The sequence below is a fragment of the Komagataeibacter nataicola genome, from assembly GCF_003207795.1.
In the GTDB taxonomy this organism is placed as follows: Bacteria; Pseudomonadota; Alphaproteobacteria; order Acetobacterales; family Acetobacteraceae; genus Komagataeibacter; species Komagataeibacter nataicola.
Genome location: NZ_NIRT01000004.1, coordinates 1 through 26,554 on the forward strand (window position 1 = coordinate 1; position 26,554 = coordinate 26,554).

General features: G+C 60.3%; 20 protein-coding genes. 14 read left to right on the top strand and 6 right to left on the bottom strand.

Features of this window, described 5'->3' with window-relative positions; all coding sequences use genetic code 11:
* Positions 1-96: 96 nt before the first annotated feature.
* The 3 genes from CDI09_RS03275 (at position 97) to CDI09_RS03285 (ending at position 5,809) form a co-directional block, all read left to right on the top strand.
* Positions 97-705, top strand: a complete 609-nt coding sequence (locus CDI09_RS03275) for an IS1595 family transposase (RefSeq protein WP_078527402.1) — start codon at positions 97-99, stop codon at positions 703-705.
* A 799-nt stretch (positions 706-1,504) separates the two neighbouring features.
* The gene (locus CDI09_RS03280) at positions 1,505-3,478 is read left to right on the top strand and encodes a putative bifunctional diguanylate cyclase/phosphodiesterase (RefSeq protein WP_236944530.1); all 1,974 of its coding nucleotides are present in this window, start codon (positions 1,505-1,507) and stop codon (positions 3,476-3,478) included.
* A gap of 81 nt (positions 3,479-3,559) precedes the next feature.
* Positions 3,560-5,809, top strand: coding sequence for a sensor domain-containing protein (locus CDI09_RS03285; protein ID WP_078527406.1), 2,250 nt, complete (start codon positions 3,560-3,562; stop codon positions 5,807-5,809).
* Positions 5,810-5,939: 130 nt separating this feature from the next.
* On the opposite strand, the gene hutG is transcribed toward CDI09_RS03285, so the two are convergent.
* Complete coding sequence (gene hutG, locus CDI09_RS03290) at positions 5,940-6,740, bottom strand: N-formylglutamate deformylase (protein ID WP_078527407.1); 801 nt, start codon at positions 6,738-6,740, stop codon at positions 5,940-5,942.
* On the bottom strand, positions 6,737-8,137 hold the full coding sequence (locus tag CDI09_RS03295) for a formimidoylglutamate deiminase (RefSeq protein ID WP_078527408.1): 1,401 nt from the start codon (positions 8,135-8,137) through the stop codon (positions 6,737-6,739). The genes hutG and CDI09_RS03295 overlap by 4 nt, the downstream gene beginning before the upstream one ends.
* Before the next feature lie 93 nt (positions 8,138-8,230).
* Here CDI09_RS03295 and hutI point away from each other — a divergent pair, with 93 nt between their 5' ends.
* From hutI to CDI09_RS03320, 5 genes are all read left to right on the top strand, one after another.
* Positions 8,231-9,463: an imidazolonepropionase gene (hutI, locus tag CDI09_RS03300; RefSeq protein WP_078527409.1), complete on the top strand. Its 1,233-nt coding sequence runs from the start codon at positions 8,231-8,233 to the stop codon at positions 9,461-9,463.
* A gap of 79 nt (positions 9,464-9,542) precedes the next feature.
* Positions 9,543-10,268 carry a histidine utilization repressor gene (hutC, locus tag CDI09_RS03305; RefSeq protein ID WP_078527411.1) on the top strand — a complete coding sequence of 242 codons (726 nt, stop codon included), beginning with the start codon at positions 9,543-9,545 and terminating at the stop codon, positions 10,266-10,268.
* A 109-nt stretch (positions 10,269-10,377) separates the two neighbouring features.
* Positions 10,378-12,063 carry a urocanate hydratase gene (gene hutU, locus CDI09_RS03310; protein ID WP_078527412.1) on the top strand — a complete coding sequence of 562 codons (1,686 nt, stop codon included), beginning with the start codon at positions 10,378-10,380 and terminating at the stop codon, positions 12,061-12,063.
* 6 nt (positions 12,064-12,069) lie between these two features.
* A complete protein-coding gene (gene hutH / locus CDI09_RS03315) occupies positions 12,070-13,617 on the top strand; it encodes a histidine ammonia-lyase (RefSeq protein WP_078527414.1) in 1,548 nt (515 codons plus the stop codon).
* Positions 13,617-14,759, top strand: a complete 1,143-nt coding sequence (locus CDI09_RS03320) for an alpha-hydroxy acid oxidase (protein ID WP_078527416.1) — start codon at positions 13,617-13,619, stop codon at positions 14,757-14,759. Before hutH ends, CDI09_RS03320 begins: the two co-directional genes overlap by 1 nt.
* 205 nt (positions 14,760-14,964) lie before the next feature.
* Here the strand turns inward: CDI09_RS03320 and CDI09_RS03325 are convergent, their stop codons facing one another.
* From CDI09_RS03325 to hisC, 4 genes are read right to left on the bottom strand one after another with little or no spacing between them, the layout of a single operon-like run.
* Positions 14,965-15,921, bottom strand: coding sequence for an isopenicillin N synthase family dioxygenase (locus tag CDI09_RS03325; RefSeq protein ID WP_078527418.1), 957 nt, complete (start codon positions 15,919-15,921; stop codon positions 14,965-14,967).
* The gene (locus CDI09_RS03330) at positions 15,918-16,508 is read right to left on the bottom strand and encodes a HutD/Ves family protein (protein ID WP_078527422.1); all 591 of its coding nucleotides are present in this window, start codon (positions 16,506-16,508) and stop codon (positions 15,918-15,920) included. Before CDI09_RS03330 ends, CDI09_RS03325 begins: the two co-directional genes overlap by 4 nt.
* Positions 16,502-17,902 (bottom strand): FAD-binding oxidoreductase, encoded by a 1,401-nt coding sequence (locus CDI09_RS03335; RefSeq protein ID WP_078527424.1) that lies wholly within the window; start codon positions 17,900-17,902, stop codon positions 16,502-16,504. Before CDI09_RS03335 ends, CDI09_RS03330 begins: the two co-directional genes overlap by 7 nt.
* On the bottom strand, positions 17,899-19,068 hold the full coding sequence (gene hisC / locus CDI09_RS03340; protein ID WP_078527426.1) for a histidinol-phosphate transaminase: 1,170 nt from the start codon (positions 19,066-19,068) through the stop codon (positions 17,899-17,901). The genes CDI09_RS03335 and hisC overlap by 4 nt, the downstream gene beginning before the upstream one ends.
* A gap of 234 nt (positions 19,069-19,302) precedes the next feature.
* Between hisC and CDI09_RS03345 the strand changes: the two genes are divergently transcribed.
* The 6 genes from CDI09_RS03345 to CDI09_RS03370 all read left to right on the top strand — a co-directional run bounded on the left by CDI09_RS03345 (position 19,303) and on the right by CDI09_RS03370 (position 26,522).
* On the top strand, positions 19,303-20,118 hold the full coding sequence (locus CDI09_RS03345) for a phytanoyl-CoA dioxygenase family protein (RefSeq protein WP_078527428.1): 816 nt from the start codon (positions 19,303-19,305) through the stop codon (positions 20,116-20,118).
* Complete coding sequence (locus CDI09_RS03350) at positions 20,115-20,981, top strand: substrate-binding periplasmic protein (protein ID WP_205836630.1); 867 nt, start codon at positions 20,115-20,117, stop codon at positions 20,979-20,981. Before CDI09_RS03345 ends, CDI09_RS03350 begins: the two co-directional genes overlap by 4 nt.
* An 8-nt stretch (positions 20,982-20,989) precedes the next feature.
* Positions 20,990-21,700, top strand: coding sequence for an amino acid ABC transporter permease (locus CDI09_RS03355; RefSeq protein WP_078527430.1), 711 nt, complete (start codon positions 20,990-20,992; stop codon positions 21,698-21,700).
* Positions 21,697-22,476 (top strand): amino acid ABC transporter ATP-binding protein, encoded by a 780-nt coding sequence (locus tag CDI09_RS03360; RefSeq protein ID WP_078527432.1) that lies wholly within the window; start codon positions 21,697-21,699, stop codon positions 22,474-22,476. Before CDI09_RS03355 ends, CDI09_RS03360 begins: the two co-directional genes overlap by 4 nt.
* Before the next feature lie 30 nt (positions 22,477-22,506).
* A complete protein-coding gene (locus tag CDI09_RS03365) occupies positions 22,507-23,925 on the top strand; it encodes a purine-cytosine permease family protein (RefSeq protein ID WP_236944531.1) in 1,419 nt (472 codons plus the stop codon).
* A 227-nt stretch (positions 23,926-24,152) separates the two neighbouring features.
* A complete protein-coding gene (locus CDI09_RS03370; protein WP_249033990.1) occupies positions 24,153-26,522 on the top strand; it encodes a TonB-dependent receptor in 2,370 nt (789 codons plus the stop codon).
* Positions 26,523-26,554 lie beyond the last annotated feature (32 nt).

The window sequence follows — 26,554 nt, forward strand, 5'->3', positions numbered from 1 at the left end:
GCAGAAGATACGGCTGGGATCGGTCAAACGGGATGAAGCGGCTCATCGCGACACTCTACAGCCTTACCCCTTCACAGGGTACCCCAACCCGACAGGCTGCTAGAGCACTTTGTTGCGGGTACGGCCGCCCGGAGCGCCGCCGAACTTGTAGGCGTCAATCGTAATACAGCGACCCTGTATTACCGGAAATTACGAGAGATCATCGCAGAACAGATTGCTCATGAGGCGCCGGTCTCGGGGGAAATCGAAGTCGATGAGAGCTATTTCGGTGGGCATCGCAAAGGAAAACGAGGTCGGGGCGCTGCCGGGAAAGTGGCCGTCTTCGGCCTGCTGAAACGGCATGGCCGTGTCCATGCCGTCATGATCCCCAATGCCAGACATCAGACACTGATGTCGATCATTCGAAAGAAAGTACAGCCCGATTCAATTGTTTACAGCGATTCCTGGCACGCTTACGACAAGCTGGATGTCTCGGAATTCCATCACGAACGCATAGATCACAGCAGGCATCTTGCCCTGGGCAGAAACCATATCAACGGCATCGAGAATTTCTGGAGCCAGGCGAAGCGGCATCTGCGGCGATACAATGGAATACCACGTAAAGACTTCCATCTCTTCCTGGCCGAGTGCGAGTGGCGCTTCAACATCCGCTCACCTGCAAAACTCCTGAAAATCCTCACTCAATGGGCTAAACTGCCCGCGTGAACCGTCGCAAACAATGCTTACCTATGCCAGCCCCAAATATTTTAGAAATATATGAAGTAAAATATATCAATATATCAATATATCATAAATATGGACTTCAGTCGGCCAAACTGGTGCAGATAAGGTTGACTGTAGCCTTACAGCCATCCTGTCGGTATCACTTCAAGGCAACGGTCTTTGTCACTGTCCACAGCACAGGGGAGGGGCATTTTGTCCAGATGGCTCGAATCTGCTGGATCGTGTCGCTCAGGAATGTCGTGAATCGGTATGACCCTGAGGATATGTAACCTAACCGCCCCCCAAAAGTATATTGAAACATTTTTTGATGAGCATTGTCTGTTTTGAAAATGGTTTCTGCCAACCTCTCCGGAGAAGGTAGCCGGTCGTAAAGAAATATACCGAGAAATCAAGGCAATATAGATAATTGTTTTGTTACGTAACAGTATAAGGGCCATAAAATTCAAGCCCTTAGAATAACCATAATCAATTATACCGTAACGAATAAATAACACATCACTTTTTATTGATTTGTATTAAATGGATTAGATCGGCGATCGGAAATAGGCAGATCACGTACAACAATTTATTTATATCAAGGATATATGATATAGATCGTAAAAAAGATCAGTTTAAAATATAGAATAATAAAAATAATCAATAATATATCAGTTATGTAAATAAATACCGACTGCATGGCGAAAGTTTATGTCTCCACGCAGGCGGTATCTATACTTAACCATGCGCTACCCAATGGAATAATGCCGTGTTGCAATTGTTTAAAATGATGATGGATTCCAACATGCCCCTCCTTATTTCCGCCCTGATTGTGTGTATCGCAGGTTCATGGATCACTGTCCGCATTTTGGCGCGCATCGCCGCGACCCCGGGGCGGCAGAACCATTCATGGTATCTGCAATGCGCGGCCGCAGGCGCCACGACCATATGGTGCACCCACTTTCTGGCGCTGCTGGCGTACATGCCAGGTGTGGCGGGCCTGCTGAATATTCCGCTTACGCTGTTTTCGTTTGTCATTGCTGCCGTGGGCGTGCTGGCCGCAACCGTCATCGCCACCACCAGCACGAGCCGGATGGGGCCAGCACTCGGCGGTGCCGTGCTCGGACTGGCTATTGCGGGAATGCATTATTCCGGCATGTATGCCGTTGAATTCGGCGGGCATATGGCATGGAGCCTGCCAACAATCGGCTTGTCCCTGTTGCTGGGTATCGCTTTTGGCACGTTGTCCCTGCAGTGCCTGCTGCGTAGCACAAACCGGCATCGTGAATTCCTGGCGACGGTCCTGTTCGTCGCGGCGATCGCGGGGCTGCATTTTATCGGTGTGTCCGCCATGCGCACGCACATGATGTCGGCCGAGCTTGTGGCGACAGGCAATGCCCCTGTCGTGCTTGGCGTTGCGCTGGCCATTACAACCCTTCTGCTTGTGGCCACGGGCGGCAACAGTTTTTCGATCGACGATGCAACGCGCGCGGAATCTTATGAGCGCATGCGGCAGATGGCGTTGCATGATGCCCTGACAGCGCTCCCCAATCGCGTCAGCTTCAGCGATCATCTCGATCAGGTGATCGAGGCGGCAAAAGCACAGGGAACACAGTTTGCACTGATTGGCATTGACCTTAACAAGTTCAAGGAAATCAATGATGTGCGCGGTCATGCCGCAGGGGATGTCGTTCTGGTCACCATTGCCAACCGTTTTAGCGAGATGCTGGGGAAAGGCGAGTTCGTGGCCCGTCTGGGCGGGGATGAATTCGCTGCCGTGCACCTGACGGGCGACCCCGATGAACTGAATGCCTTTGTCGCCCGCATCGAGGAAGCCATCAACCTGCCCATCCCGATCGAGGATTACGAAGTTACAACCGGCGGAAGCATAGGCCTGGCCCTGTTCCCCAAAGATGCGACCGACAAGGAAACACTCGTGACGCGGGCCGACCTTGCAATGTATCGCGCCAAGGCGGACCCGTTGCGCACCGTGGCCTATTACGAGCCCGCCATGGATGAAACGGTGCGCGAAGCGCGCGCGCTTGCGGCGGACCTGAAGGCGGCAATGGAAAAAGGCGAACTGAGCCTGCACTATCAGGTGCAGACCGCCATTGCGACGGGCGAGGTCTTTGGCTACGAGGCCCTGCTGCGCTGGGCCAGCCCCGACCGGGGAGACGTGCCGCCGGCCCGGTTTATTCCTGTTGCGGAGGAGAACGGCCTCATCATCCCGCTGGGTGAATGGGTTTTGCAGACCGCCTGCGCACAGGCCGCGAAGTGGGATGGTGCGTACAAGCTGGCGGTCAACCTGTCTCCGGTGCAGTTCTTTCATCCTGATCTGTACCGGCTGGTCAGGGAGACACTTGAAAACACGGGTCTTTCGCCCGATCGGCTCGAACTGGAATTAACGGAAACTTCAATCATTGATGACAAGCAGCGTGCTCTTGAAATCGTACGCCGGATCAAGGAACTCGGCGTTTCAATTGCACTTGATGATTTCGGCACGGGTTATTCGTCCATTGACACGCTGCGTTCCTTCCCGTTCGACCGAATCAAGCTTGATGGCAGTTTCATGCAGGGGATCGAAACCAATTCCGATGCCGCCGCTATCGTCCGTTCGGTCCTTGCCCTTGGCCGCACCATGAACATTTCCGTGCTGGCGGAAGGGATCGAAACACCCCGGCAGCTTGAAGTGCTCCGTGGCGAGGGCTGCGTGGCGGGGCAGGGGTTCCTGATTGGCCGCCCCGCCCGGCCGGAAACACTGGGGCTGCAATTGGCCTGATGCCGGAGCGCTCCACATGCCTTTTCCACCCCGTGCAGGCAGGCGCCCTGCCTTTTTAATTGTGAACAGTGGCCCATCATCATGAACAAGTTGCTCCTTACCCCGCCCTCCCCAAAGCCGGCCTTATCGGGTGACACCGCCCTGAGCCTGCTGCACGACGCGACCGAGGCGATCGTGGTGATTGACGACCGGAATAACGTCATCTTTTTCAATAAGGGGGCGGAAAAACTCTGGGGGTATTCGCCCGATGAAGTGCGTGACCGAAACGTGCGGACGCTGGTCCCGGATTTTGCCTGCGGTGAGCCTGGTGGCTACGCAAGTAACGGCACGACGGATATCGACGCCATTGTCGGCACAACACGCGAGATCATCTTTGAGAACCGGCACGGAGACTACATCACCGGTGAACTGACGCTGTCTTCAAGCAAGGTCGGCCCGAAAGGCAGGAAATACTACCTTGTCTCCATCAAGGCGGTAACGGAAGAAAACCATCGCAAGAAACTGCTGGACCTGCAGAATACGGTCTTCCAGTCCCTTTCGACCGATATGCAGATCCAGGATGTGGCCGATCTCGTGTGTCGTGAGGTCGAGAATTTCATTCCCAATACGGTCGCCATTCTTGTCCTGATTGATGAAGACCACCGGCTTCATGTCCTGTCAGGTCCCGGCCTGCCACGGCGCTATGCCGCAGCGCTCGAAAATGTCACGCTCTCCGATGCGGACATCATGGCCCTGTCCAATGATCTTGACGAGGCGGCCACCGTTGTATGGGAAAGCTACAGGTCGCTGGGGGTTTCGCTGGGGCTGCATAGTTGCTGGGCCTCCGCGATCAAGGCCTGCAACGGCAAGATATCGGGCATATTCGCGCTCTTTTCACGCAACACCAGCACGATCAGTGACTGGCCGCAAAAAATCGTGGCGGGCTGCGTGCCATTCTGCAGTGTCCTGATCGAGCAGTATGAAGCGCGTCACCATATTTCCCAACTGGCCAATTATGACCCGCTGACCGGCTTCCTCAACCGGACCGCCATCCACAAGATCCTCAGGAATCTTGTCGGCAAACCGGGTGACAATCATTTCGCCGTGCTGATGCTCAACCTCGACCGCTTCCGCGATATCAACGATGCCCTCGGGCACACCAATGGTGATGATTTCCTCAGGGCGGTGGCGGCACGGATCAAGAGCCTGTGCCGGAGCCACTATATTCTCAGCCGCGCCGGGGGGGATGAGTTCGTCATCATATTGCCCGATACGCAGGCCGCCCCCGCAACGGCATTTGCCGAGAGACTGATCCAGGGCATGGAAGACCCCATCGAAATTGGTGGCAACTTCATTGCGGCTTCGATCAGTGTCGGGATCAGCATGTTCCCCGAAAATGGGCCGGACAGTGAATCCCTTATCGGTCATGCCGAAGCGGCGATGCGCCTGGCCAAGAAAGATGCCCGCGGAACCTTCCGCGTCGCCACGCCAGAGGACCATACCGCGGCACAGGACCGGCTTGTCCTTGGCTCCGCCTTGCGTGAATCCCTGGCGAAGGGCTTGCTCAACCTGCATTACCAGCCGCAGATCGAGGCAAAAACGGGCGCGTTATATGGTGTGGAGGCGCTGTCGCGCTGGCATCATCCGCACCTGGGCAATATTTTTCCCTCCCGTTTCATTGCGGTTGCGGAGGATACCGGGCAGATCGAGGCGATCGGCGTATGGTGCCTGGAAGAAGCCTGCCGCCAGATCGTGGCATGGGACCGCGATGGAGTCATGATTCCGGCCGTATCGGTCAACCTGTCAGCCGGTCATTTCCGCAAACGCCAGTTGCCTGAGATGATCTTGAACCTGCTGACCCGGTTTGGCATTGCCCCGGAACGGCTGACGGTGGAGATTACCGAAAGCGTGATGATGGATGAAAACAAGGATACGATGGATGTATTGCACGCCATTCGTGCCCTGAATGTTGGCCTGTCGATGGATGATTTTGGCACGGGCTACTCATCGCTGTCGCGGCTGACCCGCCTGCCGCTGACGGAAATCAAGATTGACCGCAGCTTCATTATGAACCTTGAGCATGATGCGAATGCGCAGGCGGTTACAACGGCGGTTATCGGCATCGGTAACCGTCTGGGCATGACCGTCGTGACCGAAGGGGTGGAGACGGAGGCACAATACGCGCTTCTGGAAAGCCTGCACTGTGATGTCATGCAGGGTTATCTGTTCGCCAGGCCCATGGCGCCCAATGATCTGGAAACATGGTTCAGGCAGCCCCGCAAGATCATGCCCGCGATGCGGAGGGCGGGGGAAGAAAAGGCAGCCTCCGGTCAGGCTGAAAAAAAGAAATAACCCTATGGCCTGAAGCGAAGGCGCCAGTCGGCTATCGCTTCAGGCTGGGGCGCCCGTTCCTCGCGGGAGGCCATGTCTGCCCGCTGGTCATTGCGCCAGAGGGCAGGCTGTCCGTGGCTGCGGCAAAAGGTTACGCGGGCCGCCACGCCGTTGCCTGTTGCAGTAATTTGCCGATCAGGGCGGATATCTTGCGGGTCTTGTCCGTATCAAGCGGCCATGGCGTATCTTCATGGCCGAGGTAGATCCTCTGGGCTTTTTCAAGCTGTATGGCATGGATGCCCTGTTCGGGCTGCCCATAATGCCGTGTTGTATAGCCACCCTTGAACCGCCCATTGACGACATGGGAATAATCCGTGTCCTGTGCGGCAAGGCTGACAACGCTGTTGATGAGCGACGGCGCGCAGGCAGCTCCCTGGTTGGTTCCGAAATTCAGGTCGGGCAGGCAGCCCTCAAACAGGCGCGGGATTTCCGTCTTGATGGAATGGCCATCCCACAATATCGCCCAGCCCCACCGGGCTTTGAGCCGGGCGAGTTCTTCCGCCACCGCATCATGATAGGGCTGCCAGTAGCGGATCCGGCGTTCGGCCGTTTCAGCTTCATCCGGTTCTTGGCCGGAGTGGTAGATCGGGGTACCATCAAAAGCCAGATCCGGCACGAGGCCGGTCTTGGGCCGACCCGGATAGAGCGTGGAATCATCCGCGCCCCGGTTGAGGTCAATGACATAGCGGGAATAATTGGCACGAATGACCCCGATGCCCAGATCGGCTGCCGACGTGTAGAGCTTTTCCATATACCAGTCGGTATCTGGCAGTAACCGGCCGCGTGGCGTCATGCGTTCCGCCATGCCGGGCGCGAGTGCCGTGCCGGCATGCGGAATGGTGACAAGAACGGGGGCCGTGCCGCGTGTGTGCGTGAAGACGGGCGGGGTCATGACAGTGAACTCCGATCGGAACGTAAGGTCGTAATCGCCTTGCTGAATTCGGTTGCAATGCGTTCTTCGTGAATATGGTGCCCTTCGCGCACGACCCATTGCCCACCGCACAGTACATCGCTCACAGGCAGGGTGGCGCGGGCAAACACAAGCGAATCCATAATGGTATCGCCCCGCAGGTCAGGCAGTGACAGGGCGGAGCCGGCCAGCGTGCACAGATCGGCACGCTGCCCCACGGCCAGTTGGCCACCCCCATGCGCGCAGGCCTGCGTTCCACCCCGCAGGGCCTGTGCATAGAGGTATCCCCCGATCGACCCGGTCTGGTCCGAGGGCAGGGCGCGGCAACGTTTTTGCGATATGAGGCGCTGCCCGTATTCCAGCGTGCGCAGCTCCTCCGCTACGTTAAGCAGTACATTGCTGTCACTGCCGATGCCAAAGCGGCCCCCCGCATCCACGTAATCCATGAAGGGGAAGAAACCATCGCCCAGATTGGCTTCGGTAATGGGGCAGATACCGGCAACCGCGCCCGAGCGGGCCAGGCGCAGCGTTTCGTCCTGGTCCATATGCGTTGCATGGACCAGGCACCAGCGTTCATTCACCGGCATCTCGTCAAGCAGCCAGGCAACCGGCCTGCGCCCAAGGAAGGCAACGCAGTCATCCACTTCCTTCATCTGTTCGGCAATGTGAATGTGCACGGGCATGTCACCGGGCATCAGGGCGAGCATTTCGCGTATGTCATCTCCACTCGCCGCGCGCAGGGAATGCAGCGCAATACCTGCATTGACCAGGGGATCACCAGCATGGCGGGTGGTAATATCGGTAATGATCCGCGCAAGGAATTCCGGTGAACTGGCAAAGCGCTTCTGTTCCGCCGCCAGCGGGCGGCCAAAGCCCGCGTGCCGGTACAGGGCAGGCAGCATGGTGATGCCAATGCCCGCATGCCGGGCCGCATCAATGACGGCAAGCGGCATTTCGGCGGGCTGGGCATATGGCTGCCCGTCCGGTGCGCAGTGCAGGTAATGGAACTCGGCAACCTGCGTATAACCGGCCTTGAGCATTTCCATATAAAGCTGTGCGGCGATGGCGCGCAGTGTCGCGGGGTCGATTACGGCGGCGAGGCGGTACATCTGCTCCCGCCAGCTCCAGAATGAATCGGCCGGATCAAGCCGGGTTTCCGTCAGTCCGGCCATGGCGCGCTGGAAGGCGTGGGAATGCAGGCTGGGCATGGGCGGCAGGGCGATATCGACGCGCCTGTCATCCGGTGCGGGCTGCTGGTCGGCTTCTATCGTGGTGAAATGGCCACTGGCATCAAAGCCGAGGCGCACATTGTCACGCCACCCCTCGGGCAGGAGAGCCTGCCCGGCAAAAATGGTCTGGATCTGTACCGATAAGGACATGACGGGCCTGTTTTGAAGTGCATTGCATTGGAACGGTTTCAAAACTAGACATGTATATACGTTTAGGGTCAAGCGCTGAAATGGGAGTGCGTCATGTGGGATCGGTTATGGGTCGATGTCAATCTGGCAACCAATGCGAGTGGAACCGGGCTGCCGGGCGGGGATGATTTCGGGGTCATTCCTGATGGCGCCATTGCCGCCCGGGATGGGCAGATCGTATGGGTTGGCCCCCGGGCGGACCTGCCCGGCGAGCCCGAACGCCTCGCGACCGAGGTGATTTCGTGCAGGGGGCAGTGGATGACGGCAGGCCTGGTCGATCCGCATACGCACCTGGTCTATGGCGGTGACAGGAGCGGCGAGTTCGCGGAGCGGCTGCAGGGGGTCTCCTATCAGGAGATCGCACGGCGCGGGGGCGGTATCCTGTCCACCGTGCGCGCCACTCGTGATGCGAGTGAAGAGGAACTGCTGCGCCTTACGCTCCGCCGTGCGCGCAGCCTTGTTGAAAATGGCGTGACCACGGTCGAGATCAAGTCCGGCTACGGGCTGCGGCTGGAAGATGAACTCAAGCAGCTGCGTGTGGCGCGCGCGGTGGGCAGGCATCTGCCGGTGCGGGTGCACACCACCTTCCTCGGCGCCCATGCGCTGCCGCCGGAATTCGCGGGCAGGCAGGATGATTACGTCACCTTCCTGTGTACGGAAATGCTGCCTGCCGTGGCGGAAGCCGGCCTGGCTGACAGTGTCGATGCGTTCTGTGAAACCATTGCCTTCCAGCCTGCTGAGGTCGAGCGTATCTTTGAGGCCGCCCAGCGCTGGAAGCTGCCCGTGCGCCTGCATGCCGACCAGATGTCCGATCTTGACGGGGGCAAGCTTGCGGCGCGCTGGCATGCGCTGTCGGCCGATCATGTTGAATATGCAAGCGAAAGCAGTGTGCATGCCATGGCGGATGCAGGCACGGTTGCCATGCTGCTGCCCGGGGCTTTCTATTTTGTGCGTGAAACGAAGCAGCCCCCGGTGGCCCTGTTCCGCAAGTATGGCGTGCCCATGGGCCTCGCCACGGACTGCAACCCCGGCACATCGCCCGTGCTCAGCCCCACGGCGGTCATGAACATGGCCTGCACGCTTTTCCGCCTGACACCGGGCGAAGCCCTGGCCGGGCATACCCACATCGCAGCAAAGGCGCTGGGGCTGGAGCATACGGTCGGGCAACTGCGCACGGGCATGGCCGCCGACATGGTGGTATGGGATATCGCCGGCCCGCATGAACTGTCGTACTGGATCGGGGGAGTAAGGCCCAGCGCACGGATTTTTGGTGGTTGTCCGCAATAAAAAGTTGCGATCAGCGCTGGATGGCGCTCACTCCCTTATGCCAGTATAGACTAACGTCTTCTGAATAAGGGGTAATTGCGTGTCACTGGTCTTAAGCAAGGATAAACCCACTGCCCGTTACGAGCAGGTCAAGCTCTACATCATCGAGCGGATCGAAACCGGTGAGTGGGCAATCGGTCATCGACTCCCGTCGGAAAGCGAACTGGTGGAACTGCTTGGTGTCTCGCGCATGACAGTCCACCGCGCCCTGCGCGAACTCACAGCCGAAGGGCTGGTCACGCGCGCGCAGGGCGTGGGGACATTCGTTGCCGAGCCCGCCCAGCGTGTGGAACTGCTGGAACTGCGTGATATTGCAGATGATATCGCCTCCAACGGGCATGAGCACACCACGCGCATCATCACGCTCGATACGATCCGCGCGAACAGTGATCTCGCAACAGCGTTCGAACAGCGCCCCGGTGCGCGGCTCTTCCATTCCATCATCGTCCATTATGAAGATGATACGCCACTGCAGGTCGAGGAGCGTTTCGTCTCGCCCCATTTTGCGCCTGACTATCTGGATCAGGACTTTTCCCTTACCCATCCGCACCGTCATCTTTCGGGCATTTCCCACCCCGAGGAGATCGAGCACGTGGTGTTCGCGGTAACGCCGAGCCTCGATATCTGCACGCTGCTCGAGCTTGATGAGCCCGAGGCCTGCCTGCAGCTCATGCGGCGTACATGGGTCGAGGGGCGAGTCGTCATGAAAGGTATCTTCACCTATTCCGGCAGCCGTTTCAGCTTTGTCGGTCGCTACAGGCCCTGATCTTTCTCCCCCCATTGTTCTAAAACGGTATTTCATTACGTTTTCATGTTGACAAGGGGGAGGGTCTGCGGCAAACGAATGTATATACAAGTACATTCAAGGTGATGTCATGAGTAGCCCGACCTCGTCCCGTCTGTCCAATGATCGCATTATCCATGCTGCGCATGGCCCGGAGATCACGGCAAAAAGCTGGCAGACTGAAGCTGCTATGCGGATGCTGATGAATAACCTCGACCCCGAAGTGGCGGAAAAGCCTTCGGAGCTGGTTGTCTATGGTGGCATAGGCCGTGCAGCCCGTAACTGGGAGTGCTACGACCGTATTGTCGAAACGCTGAAGACGCTGGAATCCGACCAGACCCTTCTGGTGCAGTCCGGCAAGCCGGTTGGTGTGTTCCGCACGCATGAGAACGCCCCCCGTGTCCTGATCGCCAATTCCAATATCGTGCCCCACTGGGCGAACTGGGATAAGTTCAACGAACTCGATCGCGCCGGGCTGATGATGTACGGCCAGATGACGGCCGGTTCCTGGATCTATATCGGTAGCCAGGGCATCGTTCAGGGAACGTATGAAACCTTTGTCGAGATGGGGCGCCAGTACTATGGTGGCGACCTGACCGGCCGGTGGATCCTGACCGGCGGCCTCGGCGGCATGAGCGGCGCGCAGCCCCTCGCTGCGGTCATGGCCGGTGCGTCGATGCTGGCGGTCGAATGCGAGCCCAGCCGTATCGAGAAGCGCCTGCAGACCGGCTATCTCGACCGCAAGGTCGAAACGCTTGATGAAGCGCTCGAGATCATTGATGCAGCCTGCAAGAGCGGCAAGCCGGTTTCCGTGGGCCTGCTTGGCAATGCAGCCGAAGTCTTCCCCGAGCTGGTGCGTCGTGGCATCCGCCCCGATGGCGTGACCGACCAGACCTCCGCCCATGATCCGCTCAATGGCTACCTCCCGGCAGGCTGGACGCTGGACCAGGCGGCAAAGATGCGCGTGACCGACCCGGCTGCGGTCGAGAAGGCGGCAAAGGAATCCATGAAGCTGCACGTGGAGGCCATGGTCGCCTTCCACCGTCTGGGCATTCCCACCTTCGATTACGGCAACAACATCCGCCAGATGGCGCTTGAGGTTGGCTGCGAGGAAGCCTTTGAGTTCCCCGGTTTCGTGCCCGCCTATATCCGCCCGCTCTTCTGTCGCGGTATCGGCCCGTTCCGCTGGGCGGCCCTGTCGGGCGACCCGGAAGACATCTACAAGACCGACGCCAAGGTGAAGGAGCTGCTGCCCGACGACAAGCACCTGCACAACTGGCTCGACATGGCGCGTGAGAAGATCCACTTCCAGGGCCTGCCCTCACGCATCTGCTGGGTCGGGCTGGGTGACCGCCACCGCCTTGGCCTCGCGTTCAATGAAATGGTTGCCAAGGGTGAACTCAAGGCGCCGATCGTGATTGGCCGTGACCATCTTGACAGTGGCTCCGTCGCCAGCCCCAACCGCGAGACGGAAGCCATGCGTGATGGCTCGGATGCCGTGTCTGACTGGCCGCTGCTGAACGCGCTGCTCAACACCGCATCGGGTGCGACATGGGTTTCGCTGCACCATGGCGGTGGTGTGGGCATGGGCTTCTCCCAGCATTCAGGCATGGTGATCGTGGCTGATGGCACGGATGACGCCGCAAAGCGCCTTGAGCGTGTGCTGTGGAACGACCCGGCAACGGGCGTGATGCGCCATGCGGATGCGGGTTACGACATCGCGGTCGATTGCGCCCACGAAAAAGGGCTTGACCTGCCCATGATCAAAAAAGGCTGATTTCAGATGTCAGAAAATCTCGTTCTTCATCCCGGTCAGCTTGATCTGGCTACCCTGCGCCGCTTCGTGTTCGAGGGGATGGACGTCTCCCTGAGCCCTGAGGCGCAGGCCACCCTGGCGGCGGCCGCGCGTTCGGTCGAGCGGATCGTGGCCGGGGGCGCTGCGGTGTATGGTGTCAATACCGGTTTTGGCAAGCTGGCCAAAACCCGTATCCCCGATGACCGGCTGCGTGATCTCCAGCGCAACCTCGTCCTCAGCCATGCGGCTGGCATTGGCAAGCCGCTGCCCGAGCGTGTGGTGCGCCTGATCATGCTGCTCAAGGCCAATGGGCTCGGGCGTGGTTTTTCGGGCGTGCGGCCCGAGGTTGTGCAGCTTCTGCTCGACATGCTCGCCAAGGGCCTCATTCCGGTCATCCCCGAAAAGGGATCGGTTGGCGCATCGGGCGATCTGGCCCCGCTGGCGCACATGACCGCGGTTCTGATCGGTGAGGGCGAGGCCTTTTACAAGGGCGAGCGCCTGCCGGGCGCCCAGGCGATGAAGGCTGCCGGCCTCGAGCCGGTTGTCCTTGGCCCCAAGGAAGGGCTTGCACTGCTCAACGGCACGCAGGTATCCACATCACTGGCCATTATTGCCCTGTTCGATGCCGAGCGGCTGTTCCAGGCGGCTCTTGTGACCGGCTCGCTCACGCTTGATGCCGCGCGTGGCACGGATGCGCCGTTCGATCCGCGCCTGCACACGCTGCGTGGCCAGCAGGGGCAGATCGAATGTGCGGCGGTCTATCGCAAGCTGATGGAGGGTTCGGCCATCCGTTCCTCCCATGAGGTTGATGATGAGCGCGTGCAGGACCCGTACTGCCTGCGCTGCCAGCCGCAGGTCATGGGTGCGGCGCTGGACAGCCTGCGCCATGCTGCCCGCGTCCTGCTGATCGAGGCCAATGCGGTTTCCGATAATCCCATTCATTTCCCCGATACGGATGAGATGATCTCGGGCGGTAACTTCCATGCCGAGCCGGTTGCCATCGCGGCCGATCTCATGGCGATCGCGGTATCGGAAATCGGCGCCATCGCCGAGCGTCGTCTCGCACTGCTGGTTGACCCGGGCATGAGCGGTCTGCCGCCCTTCCTGGTCAATGACAGTGGCGTGAACTCGGGCTTCATGATCGCGCAGGTCACGGCAGCGGCTCTGGCGTCTGAAAACAAGACACTGGCCCATCCCGCCAGCGTGGACAGCCTGCCGACCTCCGCCAACCAGGAAGATCACGTTTCCATGGCGACGTTTGCAGCCCGCCGCGTAACTGATATTAATGACAACGTGCGTACCATCCTTGGCATTGAATATCTGGCGGCCGTGCAGGGGCTTGACTTCCTTGCACCGCTGACCTCCTCGCAGCCGCTGGCGCAGGCCGCCGCCGCGCTGCGTGAGCAGGTGTCCTTCTTCGCGCAGGACCGGCTGTTCACCCCCGATATGGAAAAGGCCAATGCACTGATCGCCGCCGGCAAGCTGAATGCCGCGGTGGCGGGTGCCCTGTCCCTGCCCACGGTCGAGGCTGCCTGATGGTGGACGACGGCGCGTTCATCGCTGCTGCGCGGAAGGCGCGCCGTCGTCTTCCCCGGCTATTGGCCGATTATATTGATGGCGGTGCCCATGGTGAACGCACCATGGCCCGCAACCGCAACAGTTTTGCCCAATGGGGCGTCGTGCCCCGTGCCCTGCATGATGTGTCAGGCATTGACCTGACCACGCGCTGCTTTGGCCGGACATGGAAGCTGCCGGTCTTTCTCGCTCCGGTCGGGTTCGCAGGCATGTTCCATCATCATGGCGAGCGCGGCGCTGCCCATGCGGCGCGCAGCCGCGGCGTGGGAATGGCCATTTCCACCTTTGCCATGGCTCCCATGGAAAAAGTTGCCGCGACGGGCGCTGATGTCATGGCGCAGATTTATGTGCTGCGTGACCGCGCCCTGACACGCGACATGCTGGCCCGCGCGGAGGCATGTGGCATAACCGGCATTATCCTGACCGTTGACACAGCCATCACCCCCGTGCGTGAGCGTGATGTGCGCAATGGCTTCCGTCATCTTTCCCGCCCTACCGTATTGCAGGTGGCGGGCCTGCTGAACCATCCGGCCTGGGTTGCGGGCCTGTTGCGTAGCGGCATGCCCGTGGTGGGCAATATTAATGCCTATACAACCGTCCGCAACGTAATGGGGCAGGCGCGTGACGTGGCCGCCAAGATTGATCCCACGCTGGATTGGGATGATCTGGCATGGCTGCGTGAAACCTGGCGCGGCACCCTGGTGGTCAAGGGCGTGATGTGCCCCGAAGATGCCGTGCGTGCGGCAGATGCCGGGGCGGATGGCATTGTGGTGTCCAACCATGGCGGCCGCCAGATGGATCCGGCTCCCGCAACCCTTGACGTGCTGCCCGGCATTGCGGCCGCGGTGGGCGAGCGGCTGGACATCATGCTTGATAGCGGCATCCGCCGTGGTGCGGATGTGGTCACGGCGCTGGCGCTCGGCGCGCATGCGGTGTCCATCGGTCGCCCCTGGGCATGGGGGCTTGCCGCGGGGGGCGCGCCCGGCGTGGCGGCTGCCCTTGATGCGCTTGCACAGGAAACGCGTGATGTCATGGCCCTTGCCGGGCTGTGTGACATCGCGGCCGTGCGTGCAGCGGGCCAGAAGGCGCTGTGGCGGTTCTGACGGACCGCTCATCAGCAGACTGCCCGAACAGCTGATCCTGAAAAATATTCCGAAACTGCCCAAAGGTTTCTGCTGAAGCTTCTTTCAGAACGCTTCTGGCTGCGCCGCCTTTATGAAAAGGCGCCAACCCGGGCCTTTGTGCCGCCTCTGGATAGGGGCATAAGCCAGATGACAGCCCCGCCGGGTCACGGCGGGGCTGTGTCGGTCAGGCTGTAGTGGTGCGGGGTTTCTGGGAATCGCGGATGCGGCCCATGATGTAGTCACCGGCGGAAACCGGCTTGAAAAGCGGCTGCGTGCCTGCAGGCAGGTTCAGGTCACACGGGTCGACAATGGCGTCGTAATCCGGGTCGTAGAAGGTTGCGATGGACAGGCGTTCCTTGCCTGAGCGGTTCGTCACCCGGTGCATGTTGGAGTTGTAGCGCTGGTTGGACCAGCGGCACAGCAGATCGCCAATGTTGATGACCAGCGTGCCGGGAATGGGCGGGGCTGGAATCCAGTTGCCATCCGCACCCATGACATCAAGGCCGCCGGTCTGGTCCTGCCATAGCAGGGTGATGCAGCCATAATCGGTATGGGGGGCCACGCCAAACTGGTCTTTCTCGCGTTCGGCCGGGTGCGGCGGGTACCAGATGGCCTGCGTGCGTTGCAGCGGGCGGTCATATTTCCCCACGAAGAAATCCGGCGCGATGCCAAGCGAATGGGCAACGGCGCGCAGCAGCACCTGCCCGCAGGCACCGATGGCGTTGAAGTAGTCCATCATCGCCTCGCGGAAAGCGGGGCGGTTGGCTGGCCACTGGTTGGGGCCACGCAGGGGCTGGCCAGCCAGCACGGCGGGATCATCGGCCGGGAGTTCCAGCCCGATCTGGAAGAACTCCTTATAATCAGGCTGTTCCGCGCCGTACATGGTCGTGCGGTTGAGGGCGTTGAAGCCGCGCACCGCTTCCTTGGGCTTGCAGGTCAGTTTTTCTTCCATGGGGGCATGGAAGAAATCCAGCGCCTCTGCCCGCAGGCGGTCGATGGTTGCATCGGGCACGCCGTGGTTGCGGATGTAGCAGAACCCCGATGTCGTGAAGGCATGGCTGATCAGGGCACCGGTTGTTGCGTAGTCACCTTGCCGTGCGGGACCGAGATCAATGATGGGAAGACCGGCAGGCTCACTCATGACATGACTTTCTCAGTTTGGGATGTTGAAATGATGACAGCGAGCAGACAGGCGGGCAGGGCAGGGGCAACGGGCGCGACATTGGTCGTGCCGGTGGTGTGCCCCCATGCAATCATGCCTGTCGGCAGCGTGCTAGCGCAGCCTGCAATCCGCCATTCACCCTGAAGGGGAAGGAGGGCGACCGTATGGGCATGTTCCAGGCGGAATGGGGCCTGAAAGCGTTCCAGCCGTGCGGGCACCGCAGGTGCTGCCATGAGATTGAAGGCCTGTACGGCCTGCCCATGGCATGACGCCCCTACTGCGAGGGCGCCGTCAAAACGGATGATGTCGCCCGGGCGGTCAAGGGTCGTGCCGCCCGGTGCGATTCCGGTCAGTGTCAGCCTGCCGGGGGAGGCAAGCCCCAGCTGGCGCACAAGGCCGGGAAACAGTGAAAAAGGACCATCGCCCACGATGCTCGCCACGCTCACGCGCCACAAATGCGCCGAGGTGGGCGCATGGACGTCATGCGCCATGATTTCGCGCGTGGTGCCCCGCCCGTTGCGCCATGGCCGCGATGCAAAGGCATCGAGTGTGGCGATGTTCAGCATGGCGGGGCAGGGGGTGGAAGCAGCTTGCCCGGGTTGAGGATATTGTTCGGGTCAAGCGCGAGCTTGATCGTGCGCATGACATCCAGCGCCACCGCATCATGCTCGGCGGGCATGAACCCGATCTTGGCCAGGCCCACGCCGTGCTCGCCACTCGCTGACCCGCCTAGCGAAAGCGCGCGGGCGATGATCTTGTGGTCCAGCACGCGGGCTTTTTCCACTTCCGCCTCATCGGGCGGCACAAGCATGACGGTATGGAAATTGCCATCACCGATATGGCCCACGATCGGGGCGGTAATGCCGGATTCCTCGATATCATGCTTGGCGCCCAGGATCATGTCGGTCAGGGCGGAAATGGGCACGATCGCATCGGTCGAGATGCCGGTATATCCCGGCCGGTATGCCAGGCAGGCCCAGAATACGGCATGGCGTGTCTTCCACAATGCCGCGCGTTCCTGCGCCTGGGTGCTCCATGTAAAGGCCGAGCCGTTATTGTCGTCGGCAATGGCCTCGACTGTCGCGATCTGTTCACGAACCGCTTCCGGGCCGCCCTCGAATTCAAAGAACATGGTGGGGATGGGGCGGTAGCCCTCCAGTTTGGCGTAGCGGATGCAGGCATCCATCTGCACGTCATCAAGAAGCTCCATGCGCCCGATCGGCACGCTCATCTGCATGACCTGCACGGCTGTTTCCACGCAGTCGGCCAGTGTCTCGAACTGGCACACGGCGGCAGCCATGGTCTCGGGTATGCCATGCAGGCGTAGCTGCACCTCCGTAATGATGCCCAGCGTGCCTTCCGAGCCGATCATGAGGTGCGTCAGGTCATAGCCCATGGCAGATTTACGCACCCGGCGGCCCACGCGCATGATGCGCCCGTCAGCCAGCACCACGGTCAGGCCCAGCACGTTTTCACGGATCGTGCCATAACGCACGGCTCCCGTGCCTGATGCGCGCGTGGCGCACATGCCGCCAATGGTTGCCTCCCCACCCGGATCAACGGGAAAGAACAGCCCTTCATCACGCAGCAGCAGGTTGAGATCCTGCCGCGTGATGCCCGCCTGCACCCGGCAGTCCATGTCGCCTGTATTGAGTTCCAGCAGGCCGGTCATGCGTGACAGGTCTATGGAGATCCCACCTTCGATGGCGTTGACCTGCCCCTCAAGCGACGTGCCTGCCCCAAAGGGTATGACGGGCGCGCGGTGGGTGTTGCAGACGCGCAGCGCGTGGGCCACGTCCTCCGTGGTTTCGGCAAAGATGACAGCCTGGGGCGCATGCTGGGCGTGATAGCCCTCGCCGTGGCCATGGTGCTCGCAGACCGACTGGCTGCGTGACAGGCGATCGCCAAAATGGGGGAGCAGTTCGGCAATCGCCTGTTCAATCCTGTCGGCTGTCGTCATTTCACGCATTCTCCAACGGTGCTGTCGGCAGGGGCAGGGTGCAGTATCGCCTGCAGGGCTGCAAGGAAGCGGGCGTTCTCATCGGGCAGGCCCACGCTGACGCGCAGCCAGTGCGTATAGCCCGCCTCCTTCCATGGTTTTACGATCACGCCGTGATGCAGCAGGGCTTCGGCGATATCCCCCGACGGACGATCTGTCCGGAAGAACAGGAAATTGCCATAGGAGGGCGCAACCGTCAGCCCCATCCGCTCCATCTCGCCCCGCAGTTTTTCACGCGCCTCAACCGTGCGGCCCGTGCTGTGGTCCATGTGCTCCAGCCCTTCGAGTGCGCCAAGGGCGGCAAGCTGTGCGGCGATGTTGGTATTGAACGGATCGCGGATTCGGCCGAGCGAATCGATGATCGCGGGGTCCGACCCGATGGCGTAGCCGATCCGCAGCCCGGCAAGCCCGTATGCCTTGGAGAAGGTGCGCAGCACCAGCCACGGCCTTTCCTGCTCGCGCAGGATGGTGCGGGCATCGGGGTAGGTGGCGTCGAAGCGCGCATACTCATAATAGGCTTCATCCACCACGATCAGGCAGTCGGGCGGGCAGGCGGCGAACAGCGCGCGCATGTCATCCGCCTTCATCATGCAGCCCACCGGGTTGGACGGGTTGGCGAAGATCAGCACCTTGAGCGGGGTGGAGACCGCCTTCATCAGAGCGGGCAGGTCGAAGGTGCATGCGGGTGTCATGGGTATTGCGTCAACCTGCCCCCCCATGGCCTCGGCCGTGATGATATGCAGGCCGAAAGAAGGCACCACGGTAACGACGCGGTCACCGGGATTGATATATGTTTCCGCGATCATGCGGATGATCTGCTCGGAGCCGTTGCCAAGCAGGATGCATGAGGCGGGTTCGTGCAGCCTTGCCGCGAGGGCGGCCTTCAGCTTCTGGTCGGCCTCGGGGTAGAGCGCAACCTGTTTGACAAGCCCCTGCAGGGCCGCAGCCACGGCGGGAGCGGGGCCGTAAGGGTTTTCGTTGCTGCCCAGCTTGGTAATGGTTTCTGCACCGTAACGGCTCCGGACGGCTTCCGTGCTCAGGCCCGCATTATAGGGTGCAAGCTGCGCGACTTCCGGCCGGCATGCAGGGCCATTGACCTTTGCTGTGGAAGCGGGCTTGGCGGACATGACCTGATCTCCTGTTCGTTCATGTATATACAATCATATAAGATTTCGTTGGTCGAGCGAAATTTAATTGGATGCGTGGCGGGGCTGGCCTTGGATAAGTTTTTGATGAAGCAGTCTTATTTCGCTAAATTTTTAGGATCAGACGCCTTTTTTTATTTCGTATCAGTATTGACGCTTCTTGTACAGACAACATAACATCGTTGCATTGTCGCTCATATCGGGAACGGCCAGAAAATGAACCAGGCAGTATCAATGATTCCCCCGACCGGACAGGCGGCGGATTTTCACGAGAATGGCGCGGTCGTGCTGCGTGGCGTATTCGCCCCGTGGGTCGAGGCACTGCGCGCTGGCGTTGATCGCCTGATGGCGGACCCCAGCCCCCTTGAACGTTCCTACCAGCCTGATGGCTCAGCCCCCTTTTTTCAGGATCTATGCAACTGGCAGCGTATCCCTGAATTCCGCGATTTTGTCGAGCATTCTCCCCTCGGCCAGATCGCGTGTGAACTGCTGGGCGCGCATGAGGTGCGTTTTTTTCATGACCATGTCCTGGTCAAGGAGCCGGGCACGTCGCTTGTCACCCCATGGCATCAGGACCGCCCCTATTACTGCGCCCGCGGCCCCCAGACCGTAAGTTTCTGGATTCCGCTTGACCCGGTGCCCGCCGCCAGTGCGCTGGAATGCGTGGCCGGCTCCCACAGGTGGGGGTATGACCACAGGCCCATGCGCTTTGATGGTACGCCCCTTTACGCGGTTGATGACAGCCCGCCCATGCCCGATATCGATTCGGCGCGCGGGGACTATCCTATCCTGAGCTGGGACATGGAGCCGGGTGATGCCGTGGCGTTTGACTTTGGCACCGTTCATGGCGCCGCGGCGACCACGGGCTCGGTCAACCGGCGGCGCGTTTTCTCGGCGCGGCTGGTGGGGGATGATGCGGTCTTCGCCTCACGCGGGGGAAAAGGCTCGCCACCTTTCGCGCATCTTGCCCTGAAGGATGGTGACCCGCTGGCTGGGCCCGACTTTCCCGTCCTTTATACGGACCCGGCGTGAGGGCGCCCCTCCTGCTTGTGTTGGGCCTCCTGGCGGCTGGCGTGCCGGCAGGTGCCCGGGCGGGATGTCTGGATGATATCCGCAAGGCAGGGGTCATGCGGGTGGGTAACGGGCTGCTTGGCGCGCATCCCTCCCTGTGGCAGGACCATGATGGTGTCTATCATGGTATTGATGCCGACCTCCTGACCGAACTGACACGCCGCATGGGGCTGCCCCGCTCGGAGTTTGTCATTACGGAATGGTCAACCATCGTGCCGGGCCTCAAGGCCAGGCGGTGGGATATCGTGCTGTCGGATGTCCATATCACCCAGGAGCGTGAGGTGATGGGGCATGTGCGCTTTTCCATCCCTTATTTCATGCTCTACGATTACGTGATCGTGCCGCAGGATTCGCCCATCCATTCCCTTGCGGACCTGAAGGGCAAGACAATCGGTTCCGTGCTGGGCACCAACGATTCCGCCACGGCCCACCGCCTTGTGGAACAGGGGATGGGTGCTGCGGTCGCGGATTACGATACGTTTGGCGACCCCTTCCTCGCGCTGCACAACAGGCAGATCGATGCGGTCGTGGTCGACCAGGGCACGCTGCATGCGCAGCAGGCGCATTTTGCTGGGCTGCGCACGGTAGGCGGGCCGATTTTCTATACACCCAAGCCGAAATGGGCCAGCGCGCAGGCCGCCGCCCCCTACAGGCTGGGGAGCGAAGGGGTGGTGGTGCGGCCGGCCTGCACCGACCTGCTCGCCGTGATAAACCACGCCCTGCAGGACATGCATGAAGACGGTACGATCCGCACGATCCTGAAACGTTACGGCGTATGGGAACCGCAGCAGGACCATCTTCTAAAAACATCCGGACAGGACTGAGCGGCGGCATGTACAATTTCTTCTTTTACGCGGTGCCGGAGCATTTTCCCTTCCTGCTTCAGGGCGCGCTCGTTACGGTCGAACTCTCGCTCATCTCGATGCTGCTGGGCACGCTGCTGGGTTTTTTTCTTGCGGTGGGCCGGCTGTCGGCCCGGCGCACGCTGCGCTGGCCGCTTGATGCGTTTGTCGAGGTCGTGCGCGATACGCCGCTGATCGTGCAGTTGCTGCTGATCTACTTTTCCCTGCCCGAAGCCGGGATCGTGCTGAGTGCGTTCTGGGCGGGCATTGCAGGGCTTACGCTCAACCTGGCGGCCTACCTGTCCGAGGTGTTCCGCGCGGCGATCGTGGCGGTTGATAAAGGTCAGCGCGAGGCCGCCATCTCGCTTGGCATGTCGCCCGTGGCCGTTTATTGCCGGGTGATCATTCCGCAGGCGGCGCTGGCCTCCCTGCCAACGCTGGGGGGGTATTTCATCGCGCTGCTCAAGGATTGTTCGCTGGTTTCGTTCATCTCGGTCAATGAACTGCTCCGCCATGCCACGATTGTCATTTCCGACACGTTTGACAGCATGGATACATATATCATGGTGGCGATCATCTATTTCATGATGAGCTTTGTCAGCGCCCGGATCATCCGTTACATCGAACTGTGGCTTACCCCCTCAAACCGTCGTGCCACCATCAGCGTGCCATTGACCATGGACAAGGAGGGCGCGCGATGACCGAGCCAAGGCCTCCCGTCCTGATGGTGCGCCAGTTGCGCAAGACCTTTCAGGGCAATGCCGTTCTCAAGGGAGTGGACCTGTCCCTGCATGAAGGCGAGATCGCCTGCCTGATCGGCCCGAGCGGCACGGGCAAGTCCACCATCCTGCGCTGCCTCAATTTTCTGGAGCAGCCCGAGGGGGGGGAAATCACCTTCTTCGGGCAGACCCTGTGCGCGGAAGGTGGCAACAGCAACATCTTCCGCATCGCCCCGCCGCGCATATTGCAGGCGGCGCGGGCGCGCATGCCCATGGTGTTCCAGCACTTCAACCTGTTTTCGCACCGCACGGTCATGGAAAACGTGGTGGAAGGGCAGGTGGTCGTGCTGCGTCGTGGCCGGGCCGAGGCCCGCGACAGGGCCCGCGACTGCCTGGCGCGCGTGGGCATGCTGGAGCGTGCGGATTTCTACCCTGACCAGCTTTCAGGCGGGCAGAAGCAGCGCGTCGCCATTGCGCGTGCGCTGGCCATGTCGCCCGCGCTGATTCTTTTTGATGAGCCGACCAGCGCACTCGATCCGCAACTCGTGCAGGAGGTGCAGGGCGTGATTCGCGACCTGTCGGCGGAGGGGATGACCATGCTGATCGTGACCCATGAAATGCGTTTCGTGCGTTCAATCGCCCATACGGTCCACTTCTGTGAAGGCGGCCGTATAGCGGAAAGCGGGTCGGCTGCCGACATATTCGGCCCCAATGCACCGCCGCGTATCCAGACCTTCATGGAGGTCGCCCATGGCTGACCAGAACCGTTTTTCCTACAGGGCCGATTCATGATGACCTCGCAAGGCACAAAGACCGAACAGCATACCGAGCTGCCCGAAGATTTCCTGCCCGAGAAAACCGTCGAATTCCAGACGATCTACCCGGTTGCCGCATCGGAGCGGCACGGTCGCGCCCGCGACCTGCTGGCCCTGTGGTTTGGCGCCAACATGACCATGCTGACCGTAACGACGGGCGGCGTCATGCGCGGGACATTTCACCTCACCCCGCTGACTGCCATTATCGCGGCTATCATGGGCAACCTGATAGGGGGGCTGTTCATGGCCCTGCATGCGGCGCAGGGGCCGCATCTCGGCATACCGCAGATGGTGCAGTCGCGCGCGCAGTTCGGCATGATCGGCGCAGCCCCCATGACTGCCCTGATCGTCATCATGTTCCTGGGGTTCTCCGCCTCCAACCTTGTGCTGGGGGCGCAGGGGCTGGCCACGATGAATGGGCATATGGGCGGCACGCCGGGCATGCTGATCGTGGCGTTCCTCTCGCTGGTGCCGGCGGTGCTGGGGTACAGGGCCATCCATGGCGCCACCCGGATCGCCTCGGTGCTGTGCGGTGCGGCCGTGCTGACCTGCCTTGTGGTGGCGTTGTATCACATACCGCGCACCAGCGCGTGGTGGGTCAGTGACGGGCATGACACGGTGCCGGGTTTTCTTGGTGCCATGTCGCTTGCGGCCCTGTGGCAGATTGCCTACGCGCCCTATGTTTCGGACTATTCACGCTACCTGCCCAGCAGCCGGGCGGGGGAGCGGCAGGCTTTCCATGCCACTTACTGGGGCTGCGTGCTGGGGTCGTTCGTCGCCATGCTGATCGGCGTTGTAACGGGCGCCAATGTTGCCGCCGTGCTGGGGCGCGAGCTCGGCTGGCTGGCCGCGCCGATTCTGGGCGTGCTGTCACTGGGCATCATCATCGCCAATGCCATGAACCTTTACTGCGGGGCGCTTTCCTCCATTACCGTGTTCCAGACCCTGGCCCCGCACCGGCATTTCGGGCGCGGCTGGCGTGTGGCGATCTCGATCACGCTGCTGCTGGTGGCGACCGTGCTGGCGGTGGTCATGTCCGATCAGTTCGACAAGGCCTACGCAGGCTTCCTCGAGCTGCTCATGGCGATCATGGTGCCATGGTCGGCCATCAATCTGGTCGACTATTACCTGTTGCGCCATGGCAACTATGACCTGCCATCTTTCTTTGCTGCAGATGGGGGCGTGTATGGCCGTTTTAACCTTCGGGCTATGCTGTCATATCTTTTCGGGCTGGTCATACAGGTGCCGTTTCTGGCTAACGAACTGTATATGGGACCATTTGCCCACGCATTCGGGGGGGCGGACCTGTCATGGGTATTCGGGCTTGCGCTGACAGGCCTCGTATATGCCGTGGCCATGCGGAACACAGGGAAGGAGAAAACGACGGAGTGATTACATTTTCGATACGAATCTTATTGACTGTACTCGTATAGACAACTTAGCCTGTTTTCAGGACAGACAATGGCCTCCGGGCTGAACATCTTTCAACATTTCATGCTGACGGGGCGCGGTGACTGCCTGCGGTTAAGCGTCGTAAGTAGGGGTCAATAATGATGCGGAACATTTCGTTATCAAAATTATGTCTCTTTTCCACCACGCTCTTCACGATCGGAACCGGCGTGGCTTCGGCGCAGGTGGTACCGCAGGCGACCGAAAAGGAAGGCGACCGTGCGCACCATGCCACCGGCCGCACCGCCGCGCACGCGACAGCGCCTGCCGCCAGTAAGGAAGCTGTCTATGTCAGCTCCACTTCGGAAACATTTAACGTCAAGTCCAAGCATGTCTCGCACGGCGCGCTGGTCACTGTCGGCCAGAAGCTGCTGTCACAGGCGCCAGCGGGTACCAACCCGCTCAAGACCCTCGGGCAGTTGCCCGGCGTCATGTTCCAGTCCGCCGATGCGCAGGGCGTGGATATCTGGTCCGAACAGATCTTCATGCACGGCTTCCAGCAGCAGGAGATCGGCTTTACGCTCGATGGCATGCCGCTAGGTGAACAGTCGCTGCGAAACTATAACGGCTTCAACGCTCTGCTTGCCATCTCGTCTGAAAATGTCGGGCGTATCGACGTGTCCCAGTCTGCGGGCGCGGAAGATATTGCCGCCACCAACAACCTTGGTGGGTCGATGGCCTATGTCTCGCGTGATCCGTCGCACAAGATGGGCGGCATGATCAGCCAGGGCTTTGGCAGCTTTGCCAATTATCACACGTTCGTGCGTTTCGAGAGTGGTGACCTGAACCGCACCGGCACGCGTTTCTATACATCCTACAGCCGCCAGGATGGGCAGATCTGGAAGGGAACGGGCGAGCAGTTCGTCCAGCAGGTTAACGCAAAGCTGGTGCAGCCTCTGGGTGAGGAAAGCTCCCTGTCCGCCTATTTCGACTGGGCCGACATGCACCAGTTCTCCACGCCCGATGCTTCGCCTGAAGTGATCCGCAAGGCCGGTTATAACGTAACCAACTATTATAACGGCAAGCAGAGCGGCCTGCAGGCTGCGATCAATGCGGCCAATGGCATTTTCCCGTCATCATTCTCCGGCCTGGCCGACCCGGAGGATTCCGCCTATTACGATGCGGTTCTCAACAGCGAGGACTATTTTGGTGGCGTGAAGGCGCATATCAAGCTTTCGCGTGACGTGACGTGGGACACCACGGCCTATGGCCATGGCGAGACGACCCAGTCCACCTGGACCACGCCCTATTATCCCTCGCCCAACGGTTCGCCGCTGTCCGAACTGCGCAAGGCGCCGGGCATCCGTCGTTTCGGCGTTATTTCACAGGTGCATTACGATACATCCAAGAACCAGCTGGCCGGTGGCGTATGGTATGAAAACAACAGCTACCAGTCGCCCGAGTATGACTTCCAGATGCCCAACATCGTCAACGGCCAGCTGACGCAGGCACTGCCCAACCCGCTGAATTACTGGAAGAACCCGTTCGCCGAGATCTATAACCAGGATTACAACACCAACACCTTTACGGCCTTCGTGCAGGATACCTATCGCCCGATCCGGCACCTTGCCCTGCATTTCGGCTTCAAGTCCGTTCTCAGCACCACGCGTGTTGGCAATGGTTATGCCAACCAGGATTATTACGGTGCGGGCACACAGCTTGCCAGCGGCGTTGGCCTGACCACTGCCAAGCCTTTCCTGCCGCATATCAGCGCGGACTGGCATTTCCTGAAACATCATGAACTGTATTTCGACATTTCGGAAAACGTGCATACCTACGCACAGTGCGGCTACAACCTCTGCGCCTCGCCGTTTGCCGTAACGCAGGCCGCGTTCAATGCCGAGCGGAATACCATCCGCCCTGAAACGGACTGGACCTATGCGCTGGGTTATCGCTATTCCAGCCAGTATGCCGGGCTGTCGCTGTATGGTTACCGCACGAACTTCAACAACCGCCTGCAGCAGATCACGTCGGGATCAGCAGTCAATCCGTTGTCTACCGTAGCAAACGTCGGCGGGGTGACCATGGATGGTGTGGATGCGGCCCTTACCCTCATGCCGGTCCACGGCCTGGCGTTCACCAACAGCTTCAGCTACAACCATGCGACCTATGACAGCAACCTTGTGGATGGCGGCGTCAACTATCACACCAAGGGCGTGCAGGTCATCAACTACCCGCGCTTCATGTACAAGACCCGCCTGTCCTATGACTACAAGGGCCTGACAGCCTATGTTGATGCGACCTTCACCAGCCACCGCAACTACAGCTATACGGGGGATGTAAAGGTTCCGTCCTACTGGCTGGCCAACCTGGGCGTGCAGTACAACCTCAGCAAGATTGGTTCGGTGCATCGCAAGCTCGCCCCGGCCAAGGATCTTATCCTTTCCTTCAGCGTAACCAACCTGTCGAACTCCCACTATATTTCCACCATGGGTGAAAACGGCAACCCGATGAGCCTTTCCCAGGGGGCGGATGCTTACCAGTCCTTCCTGGTGGGTGCGCCGCGGATGTTCTTCGGTTCACTCAGCGCGAGCTTCTGATATCGCGCCAGATCGGTAACAGCAGTCGGTAT

Coding starts and splice junctions, on each gene's coding strand:
- CDI09_RS03295 (WP_078527408.1), bottom strand. CDS start 8,137: ATGTCCTTATCGGTACAGATCCAGACCATTTTTGCCGGGCAGGCTCTC.
- CDI09_RS03335 (WP_078527424.1), bottom strand. CDS start 17,902: ATGACGACAGCCGACAGGATTGAACAGGCGATTGCCGAACTGCTCCCC.
- hutG (WP_078527407.1), bottom strand. CDS start 6,740: ATGACCCCGCCCGTCTTCACGCACACACGCGGCACGGCCCCCGTTCTT.
- CDI09_RS03365 (WP_236944531.1), top strand. CDS start 22,507: ATGATGACCTCGCAAGGCACAAAGACCGAACAGCATACCGAGCTGCCC.
- CDI09_RS03280 (WP_236944530.1), top strand. CDS start 1,505: ATGCCCCTCCTTATTTCCGCCCTGATTGTGTGTATCGCAGGTTCATGG.
- CDI09_RS03345 (WP_078527428.1), top strand. CDS start 19,303: ATGAACCAGGCAGTATCAATGATTCCCCCGACCGGACAGGCGGCGGAT.
- CDI09_RS03360 (WP_078527432.1), top strand. CDS start 21,697: ATGACCGAGCCAAGGCCTCCCGTCCTGATGGTGCGCCAGTTGCGCAAG.
- hutH (WP_078527414.1), top strand. CDS start 12,070: ATGTCAGAAAATCTCGTTCTTCATCCCGGTCAGCTTGATCTGGCTACC.
- hutI (WP_078527409.1), top strand. CDS start 8,231: ATGTGGGATCGGTTATGGGTCGATGTCAATCTGGCAACCAATGCGAGT.
- CDI09_RS03285 (WP_078527406.1), top strand. CDS start 3,560: ATGAACAAGTTGCTCCTTACCCCGCCCTCCCCAAAGCCGGCCTTATCG.
- CDI09_RS03355 (WP_078527430.1), top strand. CDS start 20,990: ATGTACAATTTCTTCTTTTACGCGGTGCCGGAGCATTTTCCCTTCCTG.
- CDI09_RS03325 (WP_078527418.1), bottom strand. CDS start 15,921: ATGAGTGAGCCTGCCGGTCTTCCCATCATTGATCTCGGTCCCGCACGG.
- hisC (WP_078527426.1), bottom strand. CDS start 19,068: ATGTCCGCCAAGCCCGCTTCCACAGCAAAGGTCAATGGCCCTGCATGC.
- hutU (WP_078527412.1), top strand. CDS start 10,378: ATGAGTAGCCCGACCTCGTCCCGTCTGTCCAATGATCGCATTATCCAT.
- CDI09_RS03320 (WP_078527416.1), top strand. CDS start 13,617: ATGGTGGACGACGGCGCGTTCATCGCTGCTGCGCGGAAGGCGCGCCGT.
- CDI09_RS03330 (WP_078527422.1), bottom strand. CDS start 16,508: ATGCTGAACATCGCCACACTCGATGCCTTTGCATCGCGGCCATGGCGC.